The organism is Novilysobacter viscosus, assembly GCF_046600715.1.
Taxonomy (GTDB): Bacteria; Pseudomonadota; Gammaproteobacteria; order Xanthomonadales; family Xanthomonadaceae; genus Lysobacter_C; species Lysobacter_C viscosus.
The window spans coordinates 48959-65009 of the sequence record NZ_JBJMAV010000001.1 but is presented as its reverse complement, the minus strand read 5'-3'; the positions used below and the strand labels follow the sequence as shown (position 1 = coordinate 65009).

The window sequence follows — 16051 nt, the reverse complement described above, 5'->3', positions numbered from 1 at the left end:
GGGGAAGATGAGATCGGATTTGGCTGAAGGCTGCCCAGGTTCGCGGCTGAAGCCGCTCCTACAGAGGCAGCGTTTCGGGACTCAACCCCGCAGCCGCCCCACCAGCGCGCGCGTCACCGGGTCATCCGCTTCGCCCTTGCCTTCCAGTGCCGGCAGAAGTCGGCCGGCGACCTGCTTGCCCAGCTCCACGCCGAACTGGTCGAAGGGATTGACGTCCCAGAGCAGCGCCTGCAGGTAGACGCTGTGCTCGAACATGGCCAGCAGCGCGCCCAGTGCACGCGGGGTCAGCGAGTCGAGCAGCCACACGGTGTTGGGACGGTTGCCGGGATATGCCCGGTGCGGGTCGTCGGCGTCCTGGCCGTTGGCCAGGGCCTCCGACTGGGCCAGCAGATGGGCCAGCAGCACGCGCTGGTTTTCCGGGTAGGGGCTGGTCGATCGGGCGATGCCGATGAAGTCGATCGGCACCACCTGCGTGCCCTGGTGCAGCGCCTGGAAGAAGCTGTGCTGGGTGTCGGTACCCACCCCGCCCCACCAGACCGGTACGGTTTCAAGGGCGACGGCACCGCCCCCGAGCGCGGCCGACTTGCCCAGGCTTTCCATCACCAGTTGCTGCAGGTAGGCCGGCAGCAGCCTCAGGCGCTCGTCGTACGGCACCACCGCGTGGCTGCCCAGCCCCAGTCCGTTGCGGTTCCAGACCGCCAGCGCCGCGTGCCATGCGGCGATGTTGCCGCGCACCGGCGTACCCAGCACGTGCGCGTCGAGTTCGGCCGCGCCGGCCAGCAGCGCTTCGAATGCCGGCATTCCCACCGCCAGCGCGATCGGCAGCCCCACCGCCGACCACAGCGAGTAACGCCCGCCGACCCAGTCCCACATGGGCAGGATCCGGTCTTCGGGAATGTCGAAGGCGTCCCGTGCACGCTGTCCGTTCGCCGTCACCGCGAACAGGCGGGCGTCGTCACCCAGCCAGTCGCGCAGGATCGCCCCGTTGAGCAGCGTCTCCTGCGTGCCGAAACTCTTGGAGATCAGCACTGCCGCCGTGTGCGCGGGATCGAGCCCGGCCAGCACGCGCTGCGCGGCACTGCCATCGACATTGGACAGGAAGTGGACCCGGATGCCGGTCGCGGAGGCGTCGCCCGCCAGTGCATCGACCACCAGCCGCGGCCCCAGGTCGGAACCGCCGATGCCGACGCTGACCACGTCGGTGATGTGCGCCGCGCGGATGCGATCAACCAGCGCGGCCATGAGAGAGCGTGCCTGGCGCGCCTGCCCGGCCGCATCACGTGCGGTGGCGGCATCCGACAGGTCGCTGCGCAGCGCCGTGTGCAGCGCCGGACGTGCCTCGGTCGGGTTGACCACCTCGCCGTCGAACAGCGCCTTGATTGACTGCCGTGCGTTCGCCGCGTCCAGCGCGGTGAACATGGCTTCCAGTGCATCACGGTCGATCCGCTCGCGTGCGAAACACGCGTGCAACGGCCCGGCCTGCAGGCTGAAATCGGCAATGCGGTCGGGGTCGCCTGAAACGAGCCCGGTGATGCGGGTGCCGTCCAGTCGCCGCGCGTGGGCGGCCACCGCGTCCTTCAAACCGACGCCCGCCATCGCGGCGTCAGGCGGCCTGCGCGGGGATCGAATGGTTGGTGTGGGTCAGCCGGTTGTCGCGATCGACGTACACCAGGGTCGGCTTGAACCTGGCGGCCTCGGCTTCCTCGCAGGCACCGTAGGCGCAGATGATCACCAGGTCGCCCGGCTGCGCGCAGTGCGCCGCCGCGCCGTTCACCGAGATCACGCCACTGCCTTCCTCGCCACGGATGGCATAGGTCACGAACCGGTGGCCGTTGTTGATGTTGTAGATGTGCACCTGTTCGTACTCGCGGATACCCGAAATATCGAGCAGGCGGCCGTCGATCGCGCACGAGCCCTCGTAATGGAGCTCCGCGTGGGTCACGGTGGCACGGTGGATCTTGGCCTTGAGCAGGTTCAATTGCATGTCTGGCTCCGGTGCGCGGGCACGGGCGTCGGTACGGGAATGGGCAAGTCTATCAGCGCATGGCGCAGCGCAACATGACCTCCGCCAGGCGCGGTCCCTAAGGGCCCGCGCCTGCCCTGCGCGGACCCGGCACCGCTTGGGCGCTTTGGACGTCGAACTCCAGGTTGTCGATCAGCCGGGTCGCCCCCAGGCGGGCCGCGATGAGGGCCACGCGGGGACCCGCGGCATCGCCGGGGACCTCCAGCTGGGGGGTCCGCAGGACCGCGTAGTCCACGTCGAAACCGGCGTCGTGCAGCTGCCGGCGGGCATCGGCCTCCACGTCGGCTGTCGGGGTCCCGGCCTGCGTCGCCTGGCGCATCCACGCAAGGGTCCGGTGGATCTCGGCCGCGACCGGTCTCTGGTCTGGCGTCAGGTACTGGTTGCGGGAACTCATTGCCAGGCCGTCGGCCTCGCGCAGGGTCGCCCCGGCCTCGATCCGTACCGGCATCGCCAGGTCACGCACCAGGTACCGGATGACCGCCAGCTGCTGGTAATCCTTGCGCCCGAACACCGCCACGTCGGGTTGGACCTGGTTGAGCAGCCGCGCGACTACCGTGGCGACGCCGTCGAAGTGGCCCGGCCGGTGTTCGCCCTCCAGCACCCCGGTGATACCCGGCACCCGCACCTGCACCGCAGCGGACGCGCCGTGCGGATACATGGTGTCGAGCGCCGGCATCCACACCGCATCGGCGCCAGCGGCAGCCAACCCCGCGGCGTCGGCCTCGGGGGTCCGCGGGTAGCGGTCGAAATCCTCGCCCGGGCCGAACTGGGTGGGGTTCACGAACACACTCACGACTACCCGCTGCGCGAGCCGGCGGGCGAGCTCGACCAAGGAGAAATGACCGGCGTGCAGGTTGCCCATGGTCGGGACGAAGCCGACCCGCAGGCCTTCGCGCTTCCAACTGGCCACGCGCGTGCGCAGGTCGTCCAGACGGGTGAGGGTTTCAATCATGGGGGCGGGTCTCGCACGCGGCCGCCAGGCCGGTCAGGCGTAGGAGTGCGCTGCGTCCGGGAAATGGCCGCTGCGCACGGCGTCGGCGTAGGCCTCCATCGCCCCTTGCACGGAGCCGCCGTCGGCGAGGAAATCCTTGACGAACTTCGGCCGCCGGTGCCCGCTGCGCAGGCCCAGCATGTCATGCAGGACCAGCACCTGGCCGTCGCACCCGGGACCGGCCCCGATGCCGATGGTCGGGACCGGGCTGTCACGCGTGATCGAGGCCGCCAGGTCCGAGGGCACGCACTCCAGCACCAGCAGGTCGGCCCCGGCGTCGGCCACGGCCAGTGCGTCGTCCTTCAGGCGGCGGGCGGCGTCGGCCTCCCGTCCCTGCACCTTGTAGCCGCCCAGCCGCAGCACCGACTGCGGGGTCAGCCCGAGGTGCGCGCACACCGGCACCTCGCGACTGGACAGGTGGCGGATCGCGTCGAGCTTGTGCGCGGAGGCGCCCTCGAGCTTGACCATCGCCGCCCCGGCCTGCAGCAACTCGATCGACGCCGCCAGCGCGGCCTGGGGCGTTGCATCGGCCTGGTACGGCAGGTCGGCCACCAGCAACGCCCGCGACAGGCCGCGTGCCACGCAGCGCGTGTGGTAGGCCATGTCCGCGACAGTCACCGGGAGCGTGCTGTGGTGCCCCTGTACCACCATGCCGAGGGAGTCACCGACCAGCACCAGGTCGATGCCCGCGGCATCGACCGTGCGGGCAAAGCCGGCGTCATAGCAGGTCAGCATCACCAGCTTGCGGCCGTCGCGCCGGGCCTGCGCCAGCGCCGGGACGGTCCAGGGGGTGTCGCCGGGCGTGGTGGTGTACATCGCCCTAGCCTAGCGCCCGGATGTCGTCGCTGGCTATCGCTGCCAGCGCATCGGCCGCAGGCCCGATGCCGGGGATATCCGCGCCGGGCGCAACCTCCAGCAAGGGCACCAGGGCGAACGCCCGCCGGTGCAGGAGCGGGTGCGGCACGGTCAGGCCCGGGCAGTCGATCCGCTCAGCGCCATACAGAAGCAGGTCCAGGTCCAGGGTCCGGGGACCCCAGCGCTCCGCATCGACGGCGTCGCGGTCGCGGCCGAAGGCGCGTTCGATCTCCAGCAGACCGGCCAGCAACGCCTCGGCCGACAGCGATGTCTCCAGGAGTGCCGCGGCATTCACGAAATCGGCTTGCGCCGTGACGCCCCAGGCCGCGGTCCGGTACAGGGTTGACGCGCTGACCAGCCGCGTGCCCGGCAGCTCATCGAGCGCGAGGAAGGCATGGCGTATCGCGGCCGCAGGGTCGCCCACGTTCCCGCCCAATCCCACGACGCACGCCATCCGATCCGGCGTCGAGCCCCTGGACATCGGCCGTCAGCCGGCCCTGTTGCGACGGCGGCGGCGGCGGCGACGGGGCGCCCCATCCGGATCGAGCTCTTCGTCTTCACCCCCACCGGCATCGCTGCCGGGCAGCGCGCTGGTTGCGGCACCCGGTTGCAGCTGCGCCTCGCGCCAGAACGCGATGTCCTCGGCATGGTCCGGCGACGCGGCTTCACGCAGCGACAGGAAATCGAATGCCGCCCGGAAACGCGGGTGCGACAGCAGCCGCGATACTCGCTTGGGTTGGCGCAGCGAGAAGCGCGTCTGCAGCAGCCAGATTTCCTGCATGGGCAGGGAGAACCGTCGCGGCAGCGCGATCGTTTGCAACTGGTGCACGGTCACGCGGTCAGCGGACCGACGCTGTGCTTCGACCGCGTGCATGCCTTGGGCCTGCAGCGTCGCCAGCGCCCGGCAGTACGCCGGCCACAGCAGCAGCGCGAACAGGAACGCGGGCGATACCGGCTCGTCGTTGGCAACGCGCTCGTCGGTGCCGCGCAGTCCTTCAAGCACCATCGTGCGCAACGCGCCGCTCCGGTTGGCCGCCATGGCCTGGGCGGATTCGGGAAACAGCACCTCCAGCAGGCGGTGGCGCTCGAGCCGCAGGAAACTCTCCTGCGCATGGCCGGACAGGAACAGCTTGAGGCACTCCTCGAACAGCCGTGCCGGCGCGGCCTCGCGCAACAGCCCGGCCAGGCGCGGGAGCGGCTCGGCCGTCGCGGCCTCGATCTCGAAATCCAGCTTCGCGGCCAGGCGCACCGCGCGCAACATCCGCACCGGGTCCTCGCGATAGCGGGTTTCGGGGTCTCCGATCAGGCGCATCAGCCGGTTCTGCGCGTCTTCGAACCCGCCCACGTAGTCGCGCACCGAGAAATCCTCGATCGCGTAGTACAGCGCGTTGACGGTGAAATCGCGGCGGATCGCGTCGTCCTCGATCGAGCCGTACACGTTGTCGCGCAGCAACCGGCCCCCGTCGTGGACCTCGCGGTCACCGCTGCCGTCGTCGACATTGGCGCGGAAGGTGGCGACCTCGATGATCTCGCGGCCGAACACGACATGCGCCAGGCGGAAACGCCGACCGATCAGGCGGCAGTTCCGGAACAGCTGCCGCACCTGGTCGGGCGTGGCGTCGGTGGCCAGGTCGAAATCCTTGGGATGCCCGCCGACGATCAGGTCGCGGACCGCACCTCCGACCAGGTAAGCCGCAAAGCCCGAATCACGCAGGCGGTACAACACCCGCAGCGCGCTGGAGCTGATGTCCTTGCGGGAAACGGCGTGGGCGTCGCGAGGGATGACCCGAAGCTCGGGCACTGGAATGGAGGCGTTTTCGGATCGCATCTGGCGGCCTGGCCGCACCCTTGAATGAGTAGTAGAAAAAGCCGTTGCCGGCGACAACGGAGCCCCCTATACTAGCAGGCCGCGCCGTGCTGGACGCCGTTGCGGAACATTGCTCCCTTCGTCTAGAGGCCTAGGACGTGGCCCTCTCAAGGCTAAAACACGAGTTCGAATCTCGTAGGGAGCGCCAATTCGAAAGCCCGCGCAGCAATGCGCGGGCTTTCTGCTTTTCGGCGCCGGCCAATGGCTGCCTGAGGGTCGGGGCGCGCGCCCGATGCGGGTGCGGCCTTGGGACTACCCGCGCCGACTCGCTAAACTAACGCGCTCGTCCCCGGGATCGAATTCCATGCCCTTCGTCGTCACCGAGAACTGCATCAAGTGCAAGTACACCGACTGCGTCGAGGTGTGCCCGGTCGACTGCTTCCACGAGGGCCCGAACTTCCTGGTGATCGATCCGGACGAGTGCATCGACTGCACGCTCTGCGAGCCCGAATGCCCGATCAATGCGATCTATCCCGAGGACGACGTCCCGGCGGGGCAGGAAGTGTTCGTGGCGCTCAATGCCGAGCTGGCCCCGCAGTGGCCGGTGATCACCGCGCGCAAGGACGGGCTGCCCGACGCCAAGGAGTGGGAAGGCAAGCCCGACAAGCTCAAGTTGCTGGAGCGCTGATGCAGTCACGTCGCGGCCGAGCGGTCGATGACGGGGAAGCAGGAAAGAAAACGGGCGCCCTCGGCGCCCGTTTCCCGTTGGGATGCGGCGATCGCGGTCAGTTGCCGCCGATCGCTGCCCGCAGTGCCTCGATCAACCTGGCCGGCGCGCCGCCGGTTGCGGGCATGCCGCGCGGATCGACCGCGGATACGTAGGCGCCCGCCTGGACTTCGCTGACGCGCACCAGGAAGTTCGACCCCTCGTAATTGACGTCATAGGCGCCCAGCAATTCAGCGCGACTGGCGATCTCGACGCCTTCTATCCCGACCAACAGTTCCCCCACGCGTGCGTAGACGGCGTCGCGCGTGCCCGACGTCGTGAAGCCCTGTGCCTGCGACGCGGACGCGGACGTTGCGGTCGGCGCCTGGGTGGCGATCGCCTGGCCCGATGCGGTGACCGATCCCTGGGTCGACCCGGCACCGGTGGTACGCGGCAGGTCAAGGTCGGGCGGGACTTCCAGCGGGCGCGACTGCGCCGACTGGGCGTACAGCTCGTCTGTCTTGCGGAACCAGCTGCACCCGGAGGTCGCCACCAGGGTTGCGGCGAGGGCCGCTGCAACGGCGAAGTTGAGACGGCGGGAGCGATGTGGCGTGGGGGACATGGGATCTCCTGGGTTCAAGCCGCGAGTTCGCCGCGGGATTCGTGTTCGAGGGTACCGATCAGGGCCAGCGTTGCCGCGGCCGCGGCCTGGTGGACGGGGCTGAGCGGCGTCAGCGGCCGGCGCAGGCCATGGCCGATGCCCTGGAGCGCAAGCAGCGCCTTGACCGGGATGGGATTGGGTTCCACGCCGAGGAAGTCTGCGACGGGTCGCAGGCGGGCGTCGAGCGCCCCGGCCGCATCCGCCTTGCCCGCAAGCGCCAGGTTGCACAGGCGTCGGAAAGAGGCCGGCAGGACGTTGGAAGCCACCGAGATCACGCCATCGGCGCCAGCGAGCATCGCCCGGCACGCGGTCGGGTCGTCGCCGCTCAGCAGCACGAAGCCGGCATCGCGCAGGCACAGCAGCGCCTCCATGCGCTCCGGCTCCGACACGGCTTCCTTCAGCCCGACGATGCGTCCGTGACCTGCCAGCTCGGCCACCGTCTCGGGGACAAGGTCGACGCCGGTCCGGCCGGGCACGTTGTAGAGCATCACCGGCAGGGCACCGTCGTCTGCGACGGCGCGGTAATGCGCCACCAGCCCGGCCTGGGTGGGGCGCACGTAGGGTGGCGTCACGACCAACGCCACGTCGGCGCCCAGGGCGGCCGCGCGGCGGGTCTGCTCGATGGTTTTAGCGGTGTTGGACATGCCCGTGCCGACAAGCACCGGCACGCGGCCGGCCACGTACTCCACTGCGGTGCGCAGCAGGGTGTCGAACTCGATGTCGTAGAGCGCCGCCGCTTCGCCGGTGGAGCCGGCAACCACCACCGCCTGCGTTCCGGCGTCCAGTTGCGCGGCCAACAGCCGGCGCCAGGCGTCGATATCGAGCTCGCCGGCCACGTTGAACGGGGTCGCCAGGGCGGTAATGCTGCCGGAAATTCGCAAGAGCGGGCCTCTGCGTGGAGCGTGGGAGGGGGGCGGGGGCGGAAACCGGCCCCGCGGGGACAGCGACGCGGACGTCGCGCAGGGCCAGGGTGCGGGGCCCGATGTTACTTGCGGCGTGAAAGCGGCGGCAAGTATGCTGGCCATGCACGGCAACCCCTTCACGGGGCCGTTCATTCCCGGAGCCGGTCCCGGCTTCGGTTGTTCCGCACCCACCGCAGGCGCCGCCTTGACCGATTCCGCTTCCCGGCCGTCGCCGAACGAAAACCACCTGCTGATCAATGCGTACACGACGCATCCGGAATCCCCGCTGCTGTCGGTGACCCGGCGCATCAGCGACAGCGGCTGCAACCTGGCCGACGCGCGCCTGTCCACGGTGGGCCGCGACGTGTCAGTAACGGCGCTGGCAGTGGGCTCGTGGGACGCGGTCGCCAAGCTCGAGGCCATGCTGACCCGGCTGGAGCGCGAGGAAGGCCTGAAGCTGATCTGGTACCGCACCGGCGCCAAGCAGGTGCAGTCCAACCTGCTCCCCTACATCGTCGAAGTGGTGGCCAGCGACAAGCCCGGCATCCTTTTCCAGCTGGCGGATTTCTTCGACCGCCAGGGCATCACCATCGAAAGCCTCCACTGCTCCCGATACCGCGCGATGCAGACGGGCGCGGACATGTTCTCCGCGCAGGTCACCATCGGAGTGCCGGCGAACATGCACATCGCCGCGCTTCGCGACGACTTCCTGGAGTTCTGCGACCACCTGAACCTCGATGCCATCATGGACCCGATGAAGTTCTGAGGACGCACTGCATGCCCGATACCGGCGACACCGTACCTGCCGATCTCGCGCTGGAGCTCTCCAGCGGCAACACCGCCACGCTGGGCGACTATGCCGGCCAGTGGCTGGTGCTCTACTTCTACCCCAAGGACAGCACGCCGGGTTGCACCACCGAGGGCAACGATTTCAATGCGTTGCTGCCGAAGTTCCGCAAGCTCGGCGCGGCAGTGCTTGGCGTTTCACGCGACTCGGTGAAGTCCCACCAGAACTTCCGTGAGAAGCAGGCCTTCGAGTTCGACCTGGTCAGCGACAGGAGCGAAGCGGTCTGCAACGCCTTCGGCGTGATCAAGGAAAAGAACATGTACGGCCGCAAGGTCATGGGCATCGAGCGCAGCACCTTCCTGATCAGCCCGGACGGTGTCATCACCCGGACATGGCGGCCGGTGAAGGTCCCCGGCCATGCCCAGGCCGTGCTGGACGAACTCAAGGCCGCCGCCACCCAGTGATACGCCCCTCGCACGCATGCGTCGCCACCCCGGCCTCCGGGACAGTGGCGACGCTTTGCCGTGCGCAACCGTTACTCCCCGCCGCCATACCCATTCCCGACCGGAGCTCTCGATGACCAAAGGCAAGCGCCTCTACGTGCTGGACACCAACGTCCTCATGCACGACCCGACCGCGCTGTTCAAGTTCGAGGAACATGATGTCTACCTGCCGATGCAGGTGATCGAAGAGCTGGACAACGGCAAGAAGGGCACGTCAGAGGCCAGTCGAAATGCACGCCAGGTCAGCCGCTTCCTCAACGAGCTGATCGAGGACCAGGGCACCGGCAGCATCCGCGATGGCATCACCCTTAGCCGGCCGCAGGGCCTGCAGCTGCGGGGCGTACAGAGCATCGGCAAGCTGCGGTTCCAGACCGGTGACTTCGACGCCGGGCGGCACTTCGGGGCGGCGGTACCCGACAACCACATCCTGGGCGCGGTGCTGGCATTGAAGGAGTCCGAGCCTGGCGCCCCGGTGGTGCTGGTGTCCAAGGACATCAACCTGAGGATCAAGGCGTCGATCGCCGGCATCGAGTCGGAGGACTACGAGAACGACCGGGCGCTGGACGATTTCAGCCTGCTCTACACCGGGGCCACGGCCCTGCCGGAGGACTTCTGGCAGCGACACGGCAAGGACCTCAAGTCGTGGACCGACAAGGGCCGCACCTTCTACGAGATCGGCCGTGGCGATGGCGAGGACGACTGGTACCCGAACCAGTTCCTGTACCTGCCGGGCGACGACGAGTCGCAATTGAAGGTCGCGCGGGTGGGTGACGACAAGGTCACCCTGCAGATCGTCGACGACTACCACCACAGCCAGCATGCGGTTTGGGGCATCAACGCCCGCAACCGCGAACAGAACTTCGCGCTCAATGCGCTGATGGATCCGGAGATCGACTTCGTCACCCTGCTGGGCACTGCGGGTACCGGCAAGACGCTGCTCGCCCTGGCCGCGGGCCTGGCCCAGACCATGGACCAGCAGCGCTACCGCGAAATCATCATGACCCGTGCCACGGTCAGCGTCGGCGAGGACATCGGCTTCCTGCCCGGCACCGAGGAGGAAAAGATGACGCCGTGGATGGGTGCGCTCACCGACAACCTGGAGGTGTTGACGCACAACCAGGAAGGCGGGAGCTGGGGGCGCGCGGCCACCAACGACCTGCTTGCCTCGCGCATCAAGATCCGCTCGATGAACTTCATGCGCGGGCGCACGTTCCTGAGCCGCTACCTGATCCTGGACGAAGCCCAGAACCTGTCGCCCAAGCAGATGAAGACATTGGTGACCCGCGCCGGGCCGGGCACCAAGATCATCTGCCTGGGCAACGTGGAGCAGATCGACACGCCCTACCTCACCGAGACCACGTCGGGACTGACCTACGCGGTGGACCGCTTCAAGCACTGGCCGCACAGCGCCCACGTCACCCTGCGCCGGGGCGAGCGCTCGCGCCTGGCCGATTACGCGTCCGAGGTGCTCTGACCTTCGGGCCGACAGGAGCGGCTTCAGCCGCAATCGGACGGACGGTAATCGTCTTGGTGCCGATTGCGACTGGAGCCACTCCGAGAGGCGTTGCACGCGCAGGGCGGGCAGTGTGGAAACGCGGGACAATGCCGCCATGACACCGCCCGATACCCGAACCCGCTGCGCCCTCACGATCGCCGGCTCGGACTCCGGCGGTGGCGCCGGCATCCAGGCCGACCTGAAGACTTTCGCCGCCCACGGCGTACACGGCCTGTCTGCGGTCGCCGCGCTGACAGCGCAGCACACGCGCGGCGTCACCGCTGTCCATGTCCCGCCCGTGGAGATGCTGCGCGCGCAGATCGAAGCGTGCTTCGAGGACTTCCGCATCGGCACGGTCAAGCTGGGCATGCTGGCCAACGCCGAAACGATCCATGCCGTGGCCGATGCACTGGACCGGCACCGCCCGGACCACGTCGTGCTGGATCCGGTGATGGTCGCTACCTCCGGTGCGCGCCTGCTGGAGCCCGACGCACTGGATGCCCTGCGCAGCCGGTTGCTGCCCATCGCGACAGTCCTCACCCCCAACATCCCCGAGGCCGAACTGCTCCTGGGCCACGGCATCGCGGACGGGGCCGCCGCCCGACGCGCGTTGCACGAGCTCCGCGACAACGGTGCACGCTCGGTGCTGCTGAAGGGCGGACACCTCGACGAAGGCGCGTCGGTCATCGATCGACTGCTCGACGAGACGGGCGAGGCCGACTTCATGCATGAGCGCCTGGCGCTGGACGGCCATGGCACCGGCTGCACACTGGCATCGGCAATCGCAGCCAACCTGTGCAGGGGAATCGGCTTGCGCGAGGCCTGCCAGGAGGCGACCGGCTTTGTCGCCCGCGCGCTCGCACTGGGCTACCGCCCCGGGCGTTCGCAGGTGGTCGTGCTGGATCACTTCGGAGCGGCGCGACCGTGAGCATCGACACCGAACAGATCGCCCTGGAAACCGGTAGCGGGCACCGCTTTTCACTACTGGCCACCCTGCCCCGCGCGCCGACTGCCGCGGTCCTGTGGCTGCCTGCACTGGGTGTCGCCGCGCGCCACTACCAGCCTTTTGCCGGTGCATTGGCGCGGCACGGGGTCGCGACGTTCCTGCACGAGTGGCGGGGCCACGGCACCAGCTCGATTCGTGCGGGCAAGGGTTGCGACTGGGGGTACCGGGAACTGCTGGCCGAAGACCTTCCCGCGAGCGAAGCCGCGCTCAGGCGGCGACTACCCGGCCTGCAACGCATCGTGGGCGGCCACAGCCTGGGTGGGCAACTGGCGTGCTGCCACCTGGGCCTCTCGCCCGACGCCGCCGACCGGCTCTGGCTCGTAGCCAGCGGGGCACCGTACTGGCGGGCATTCCCCGCGCCGATCCGGCATGGCCTGCCCCTCGCCTATCGCCTGTTGCCCTGGCTGGCCCGGCGTTTCGGCGCCCTGCCTGGACGCCGCATCGGGTTTGGCGGGCAGGAGGCTCCGGGGGTCATGGCCGACTGGGCGGCCACTGCGCTCAGTGGAACGTACGTGGCACCTGGTATCGACGCCGACCTGGAACAGGCCATGGCGGACGCCGCACCGAGCGTGCGCGCCGTGGTGCTGGAGGACGACTGGCTCGCGCCGCGATCATCGCTGGACTTCCTGCTCGCGAAGCTGCCCAAGGCACTGGTGCAGGCACGTTCGATGGACGCCGGGCACGTCGAGGCGCGGGCCGATCACTTCGCCTGGATGCGTTCGCCCGAGGCGGTGGCGAAGTGGCTGTGCGCCGAAACCGGCGAGGACGCCGCTACTCCCTCTACGACGCCGGGCCGCTGAGACGCAGCACAGCGGGAAAGATGGACCTCCCCGGCGCAGCGGCGTGCCGCAGCTCGCAACGCGGGCAAGAAAAAAGCCGGCGATATGCTCGCCGGCTTTCTTCTTTGCAAATGGCGCGCCCGGAAGGATTCGAACCTCCGACCCCCAAGTTCGTAGCCTGGTGCTCTATCCAGCTGAGCTACGGGCGCGTAGTCGGAGAATTATGGCGACGGGACGTGATGCCGTCAAACATTTTCCTCCAAGTTCCGACTCGTCCACCGTGCCTTGCAACGTGTTCCGAAAGGCCGGTTTCATGCCGCTGCAGCGCGGCGCTGTAACTGGCGGAGAGTGAGGGATTCGAACCCTCGATAGAGCTATAAACCCTATACTCCCTTAGCAGGGGAGCCCCTTCAGCCACTCGGGCAACTCTCCGCGGCACATCCAACTTCGTGCGGGCGGGAAGCATACCGGCTCACCCCACGCGCGGCAAACCTTTCCTCAGCCCGCGGCATCCTTGCTGTCTTCGGCCTGAGCGTCGCCGCCCTGCGCGTCGCCGCGCTGGATGCGCTGGTAGATTTCTTCACGGTGCACGGCCACGTCCTTGGGCGCGGTGATGCCGATACGGACCTGGTTGCCCTTGACGCCGAGCACGGTGACGGTCACCGAGTCGCCGATCATCAGGGTCTCACCGACGCGTCGCGTCAGGATAAGCATGGGTAGTTCTCCTCGGTCGGCCGCTCGTGGGCCGACGATTGCGCCCCGGCACGAAGGCGCTTCCAGTGATTGAGCAAACGGCTATTATTGTACGCCAGTGAACGGGCCACAAGCGGCGCGCCCCATGGAATGCAGCGTGTCAGGTCAGGCGATGTTCAACCCACGAAGCCACGCCCGCGAGGGCCTCGCGAAGGGCCGGGCCGTCCTCGCCGCCTCCCTGCGCCATGTCCGGGCGTCCGCCGCCCCTGCCGTTGATCTGGGCCGCAACGTGCCCCAGTAGGTCCCCGGCCTTGACCTTGCCGGAGGCCGCGCCACTGACCCCAGCCACCAGCGCGGCCTTCCCGCCCTCCACCCCGGCCAGGATGATCACCGTGTCGCCCAGCTGCTGCTTGAGGCGGTCCACCGCATCGCGCAGTGCCTTGGCGTCGAACCCTTCCAGTCGGCTCGCCAGCACCTTGATCCCCGCCACCTCCTTCGCCGCGGCCCCGAGGTCGGCGGTCGCGCCACTGGCGGCCCTGGCCTTCAGTGACTCCAGCTCGCGCTCCAGCTTCTTCTGGCGCTCCAGCACGGTACGCAGTTTGTCTACGACCTCGGCCGAAGGTGCGCCCAGGAGCTGGGCGGCTTCGCCCAGCTGTCGCTCCTGCTGGGCGATGTAGGCCAGCGCGCCCTGCCCGGTCAGCGCCTCGATCCGGCGGACCCCTGCCGAGACACCGCTTTCGGACACGATCTTGAAAACGCCGATGTCGCCCGTCCGGGTGACGTGTGTGCCGCCGCAGAGTTCTGTCGACGTGCCGCCCATGCGCAGCACCCGCACCTGGTCGCCGTACTTCTCGCCAAACAGGGCCAGGGCGCCGAAATCCAGCGCTTCCTGCATGCCCATGTTGTGGATTTCCGCGGCGTGGTTGCCGCGGATCTCGGCGTTGACGCGGTGTTCGATCTCGGCGAGCTCCGCGGCCGTGACGGGCTGGAAATGGGAGAAGTCGAAACGCAGCCGCTCGGGCGCCACCAACGAGCCCTTCTGCACCACGTGCTCACCCAGTACTTCACGCAGGGCGGAATGCAGCAGGTGGGTGCCCGAGTGGTTGAGTACCGTGCAGGCCCGGCGCGCCTCGTCGACGTCACCCAGCACCCGGTCGCCACGACGCAGCGTACCCGCCGATACCGTCCCCAGGTGGCCGTGGAACTGGCCGGCGACCTTGACCGTGTCGCTGACCTGGAAGCGCATGCCGGCCTGGTCGAGTTCGCCGGAATCGCCTACCTGGCCGCCACTCTCGGCATAGAACGGGGTGCGGTCGAGGATCACCAAGCCCACGTCGCCCGCCTCCAGCAGCTCGACCGGGCGGCCATCGCGCAGCAGTGCAACGACTTCAAGCCCACCCTCGCTGAGGCGTTCGTAGCCCAGGAACTGCGTGGGCGGCAGGTGTGCCGCCAGCTCGGCCGGGAGGGTGGCGGTGTTTCCGAACTTGCCGGCTGCACGCGCGGCTTCACGCTGCCGCGCCATCGCCGCGTCGAAGCCGGCCATGTCGACCGTCAGCCCCCGCTCCCGCGCGATGTCTGCCGTCAGGTCGACCGGGAATCCGTAGGTGTCGTAGAGCCGGAACGCCTCGTCGCCGGGGATGGTCCCCTGGATCCGCGCCGCGACCTCGTCGAAGATCCGCATGCCCGAGTCGAGCGTCTCGGCGAAACGTTCTTCTTCGGCCCGGAGGGCGCGTTCCACGAACTCCTGCTTGGCAGCCAGCTCCGGATACGCCTGGCCCATCACCTCTACCAGCACCGGCACCAGCCGGTGGAAGAACGGCTCCTTTTGGCCCAGCATCCAGCCGTGCCGGAGGGCGCGTCGGATGATCCGCCGCAGGACGTAGCCACGACCCTCGTTGGAGGGCAGCACGCCGTCCACGATCAGGAATGCGCAGGCGCGGATGTGGTCGGCGATGACCCGCAGGGACTTGTTGCCCCGGTCCGCGGTACCGGTGGCATCGGCCGCCGCAGCGATCAGGCGTTGGAACAGGTCGATCTCGTAGTTGCCGTGCACGCCCTGCAGGACGGCGGCGATCCGCTCCAGGCCCATGCCGGTGTCCACGCACGGCGCCGGCAACGGCGCGAGCGTGCCGTCGGGCTGGCGGTCGAACTGCATGAACACCAGGTTCCATATCTCGATGAACCGGTCACCATCCTCGTCCGGCGAGCCCGGGGGCCCCCCAGCGATGTGCTCGCCGTGGTCGTAGAAAATTTCCGTGCAGGGGCCGCAAGGGCCGGTGTCGGCCATCTGCCAGAAGTTGTCCGACGCGTAAGGGGCGCCCTTGTTGTCGCCGATCCGGATGATGCGCGACTCCGGCACCCCCACCTGGTCGCGCCAGATGCGATGGGCCTCGTCGTCGGTCTGGTAGACGGTCACCGTCAGGCGCTCCGGCGGCAGCTTCCAGACTTCGGTCAGCAGCTGCCACGCCCACTTGATGGCGTCTTCCTTGAAGTAGTCCCCGAAGGACCAGTTGCCCAGCATCTCGAAAAACGTGTGGTGGCGCGCGGTGTAGCCAACCTGGTCGAGGTCGTTGTGCTTGCCTCCCGCGCGCAGGCAGCGCTGTACGTCCGCTGCGCGCACGTATCCGGGCTTCTCGCTGCCCAGGAACACGTTCTTGAACTGCACCATCCCCGAGTTGGTGAACAGCAGGGTCGGGTCGTTGGCCGGCACGAGGGGTGCCGAGGGCACGATGGTGTGGGACTTGTCGCGGAAGAACTCGATGAAGTCGCGACGGACGTCGTTGGTCGTTTTCATGCCGGGTACGCAGATCGGGGGACGGGGCAGATCGACGCCCGCCGGGACT

16 protein-coding genes and 3 tRNA genes are annotated in these 16051 nt (G+C 68.6%); 7 read left to right on the top strand and 12 right to left on the bottom strand.

The window, feature by feature from the left end:
• Positions 1 to 81 precede the first annotated feature (81 nt).
• The 6 genes from pgi to pcnB form a co-directional block, all read right to left on the bottom strand.
• Positions 82 to 1596, bottom strand: coding sequence for a glucose-6-phosphate isomerase (pgi, locus tag ACJQWL_RS00305; protein WP_330968654.1), 1515 nt, complete (start codon positions 1594 to 1596; stop codon positions 82 to 84).
• Positions 1597 to 1603: 7 nt separating this feature from the next.
• The gene (gene panD, locus ACJQWL_RS00300; protein WP_330968655.1) at positions 1604 to 1984 is read right to left on the bottom strand and encodes an aspartate 1-decarboxylase; all 381 of its coding nucleotides are present in this window, start codon (positions 1982 to 1984) and stop codon (positions 1604 to 1606) included.
• A 97-nt stretch (positions 1985 to 2081) separates the two neighbouring features.
• Positions 2082 to 2975, bottom strand: a complete 894-nt coding sequence (panC, locus tag ACJQWL_RS00295) for a pantoate--beta-alanine ligase (protein WP_330968656.1) — start codon at positions 2973 to 2975, stop codon at positions 2082 to 2084.
• A 33-nt stretch (positions 2976 to 3008) separates the two neighbouring features.
• The gene (panB, locus tag ACJQWL_RS00290) at positions 3009 to 3830 is read right to left on the bottom strand and encodes a 3-methyl-2-oxobutanoate hydroxymethyltransferase (RefSeq protein ID WP_330968657.1); all 822 of its coding nucleotides are present in this window, start codon (positions 3828 to 3830) and stop codon (positions 3009 to 3011) included.
• 4 nt (positions 3831 to 3834) lie between these two features.
• Positions 3835 to 4350, bottom strand: coding sequence for a 2-amino-4-hydroxy-6-hydroxymethyldihydropteridine diphosphokinase (gene folK, locus ACJQWL_RS00285; protein ID WP_411300657.1), 516 nt, complete (start codon positions 4348 to 4350; stop codon positions 3835 to 3837).
• Positions 4351 to 4356: 6 nt separating this feature from the next.
• Positions 4357 to 5697: a polynucleotide adenylyltransferase PcnB gene (pcnB, locus tag ACJQWL_RS00280; protein ID WP_330968659.1), complete on the bottom strand. Its 1341-nt coding sequence runs from the start codon at positions 5695 to 5697 to the stop codon at positions 4357 to 4359.
• 111 nt (positions 5698 to 5808) lie between these two features.
• On the opposite strand from pcnB, the gene ACJQWL_RS00275 reads away from it, so the two are divergent.
• A tRNA-Glu gene (locus ACJQWL_RS00275) sits at positions 5809 to 5884 on the top strand.
• 156 nt (positions 5885 to 6040) lie between these two features.
• Complete coding sequence (gene fdxA / locus ACJQWL_RS00270) at positions 6041 to 6364, top strand: ferredoxin FdxA (protein ID WP_330968660.1); 324 nt, start codon at positions 6041 to 6043, stop codon at positions 6362 to 6364.
• 97 nt (positions 6365 to 6461) lie between these two features.
• Here fdxA and ACJQWL_RS00265 read toward each other — a convergent pair whose 3' ends face one another.
• Both ACJQWL_RS00265 and dapA read right to left on the bottom strand, forming a co-directional pair.
• Positions 6462 to 7004 carry a hypothetical protein gene (locus tag ACJQWL_RS00265; RefSeq protein WP_330968661.1) on the bottom strand — a complete coding sequence of 181 codons (543 nt, stop codon included), beginning with the start codon at positions 7002 to 7004 and terminating at the stop codon, positions 6462 to 6464.
• A gap of 14 nt (positions 7005 to 7018) precedes the next feature.
• Positions 7019 to 7924: a 4-hydroxy-tetrahydrodipicolinate synthase gene (gene dapA, locus ACJQWL_RS00260; RefSeq protein ID WP_411300656.1), complete on the bottom strand. Its 906-nt coding sequence runs from the start codon at positions 7922 to 7924 to the stop codon at positions 7019 to 7021.
• Between the two features lie 226 nt (positions 7925 to 8150).
• Between dapA and ACJQWL_RS00255 the strand changes: the two genes are divergently transcribed.
• The 5 genes from ACJQWL_RS00255 (at position 8151) to ACJQWL_RS00235 (ending at position 12536) form a co-directional block, all read left to right on the top strand.
• Positions 8151 to 8711: a glycine cleavage system transcriptional repressor gene (locus tag ACJQWL_RS00255; RefSeq protein WP_330968662.1), complete on the top strand. Its 561-nt coding sequence runs from the start codon at positions 8151 to 8153 to the stop codon at positions 8709 to 8711.
• Between the two features lie 11 nt (positions 8712 to 8722).
• On the top strand, positions 8723 to 9196 hold the full coding sequence (locus ACJQWL_RS00250; RefSeq protein WP_330968663.1) for a peroxiredoxin: 474 nt from the start codon (positions 8723 to 8725) through the stop codon (positions 9194 to 9196).
• Between the two features lie 112 nt (positions 9197 to 9308).
• The gene (locus ACJQWL_RS00245; protein WP_330968664.1) at positions 9309 to 10709 is read left to right on the top strand and encodes a PhoH family protein; all 1401 of its coding nucleotides are present in this window, start codon (positions 9309 to 9311) and stop codon (positions 10707 to 10709) included.
• A gap of 136 nt (positions 10710 to 10845) precedes the next feature.
• Positions 10846 to 11658, top strand: a complete 813-nt coding sequence (gene thiD, locus ACJQWL_RS00240; RefSeq protein WP_330968665.1) for a bifunctional hydroxymethylpyrimidine kinase/phosphomethylpyrimidine kinase — start codon at positions 10846 to 10848, stop codon at positions 11656 to 11658.
• Positions 11655 to 12536, top strand: a complete 882-nt coding sequence (locus ACJQWL_RS00235) for an alpha/beta hydrolase family protein (protein ID WP_330968666.1) — start codon at positions 11655 to 11657, stop codon at positions 12534 to 12536. The genes thiD and ACJQWL_RS00235 overlap by 4 nt, the downstream gene beginning before the upstream one ends.
• Positions 12537 to 12647: 111 nt before the next feature.
• Here ACJQWL_RS00235 and ACJQWL_RS00230 read toward each other — a convergent pair.
• The 4 genes from ACJQWL_RS00230 to alaS all read right to left on the bottom strand — a co-directional run bounded on the left by ACJQWL_RS00230 (position 12648) and on the right by alaS (position 16002).
• A tRNA-Arg gene (locus ACJQWL_RS00230) sits at positions 12648 to 12724 on the bottom strand.
• 130 nt (positions 12725 to 12854) lie between these two features.
• Positions 12855 to 12947, bottom strand: a tRNA-Ser gene (locus ACJQWL_RS00225).
• A gap of 66 nt (positions 12948 to 13013) precedes the next feature.
• A complete protein-coding gene (gene csrA / locus ACJQWL_RS00220; protein ID WP_330968667.1) occupies positions 13014 to 13229 on the bottom strand; it encodes a carbon storage regulator CsrA in 216 nt (71 codons plus the stop codon).
• Between the two features lie 139 nt (positions 13230 to 13368).
• Positions 13369 to 16002, bottom strand: a complete 2634-nt coding sequence (gene alaS, locus ACJQWL_RS00215) for an alanine--tRNA ligase (RefSeq protein WP_330968668.1) — start codon at positions 16000 to 16002, stop codon at positions 13369 to 13371.
• Positions 16003 to 16051: the final 49 nt, after the last annotated feature.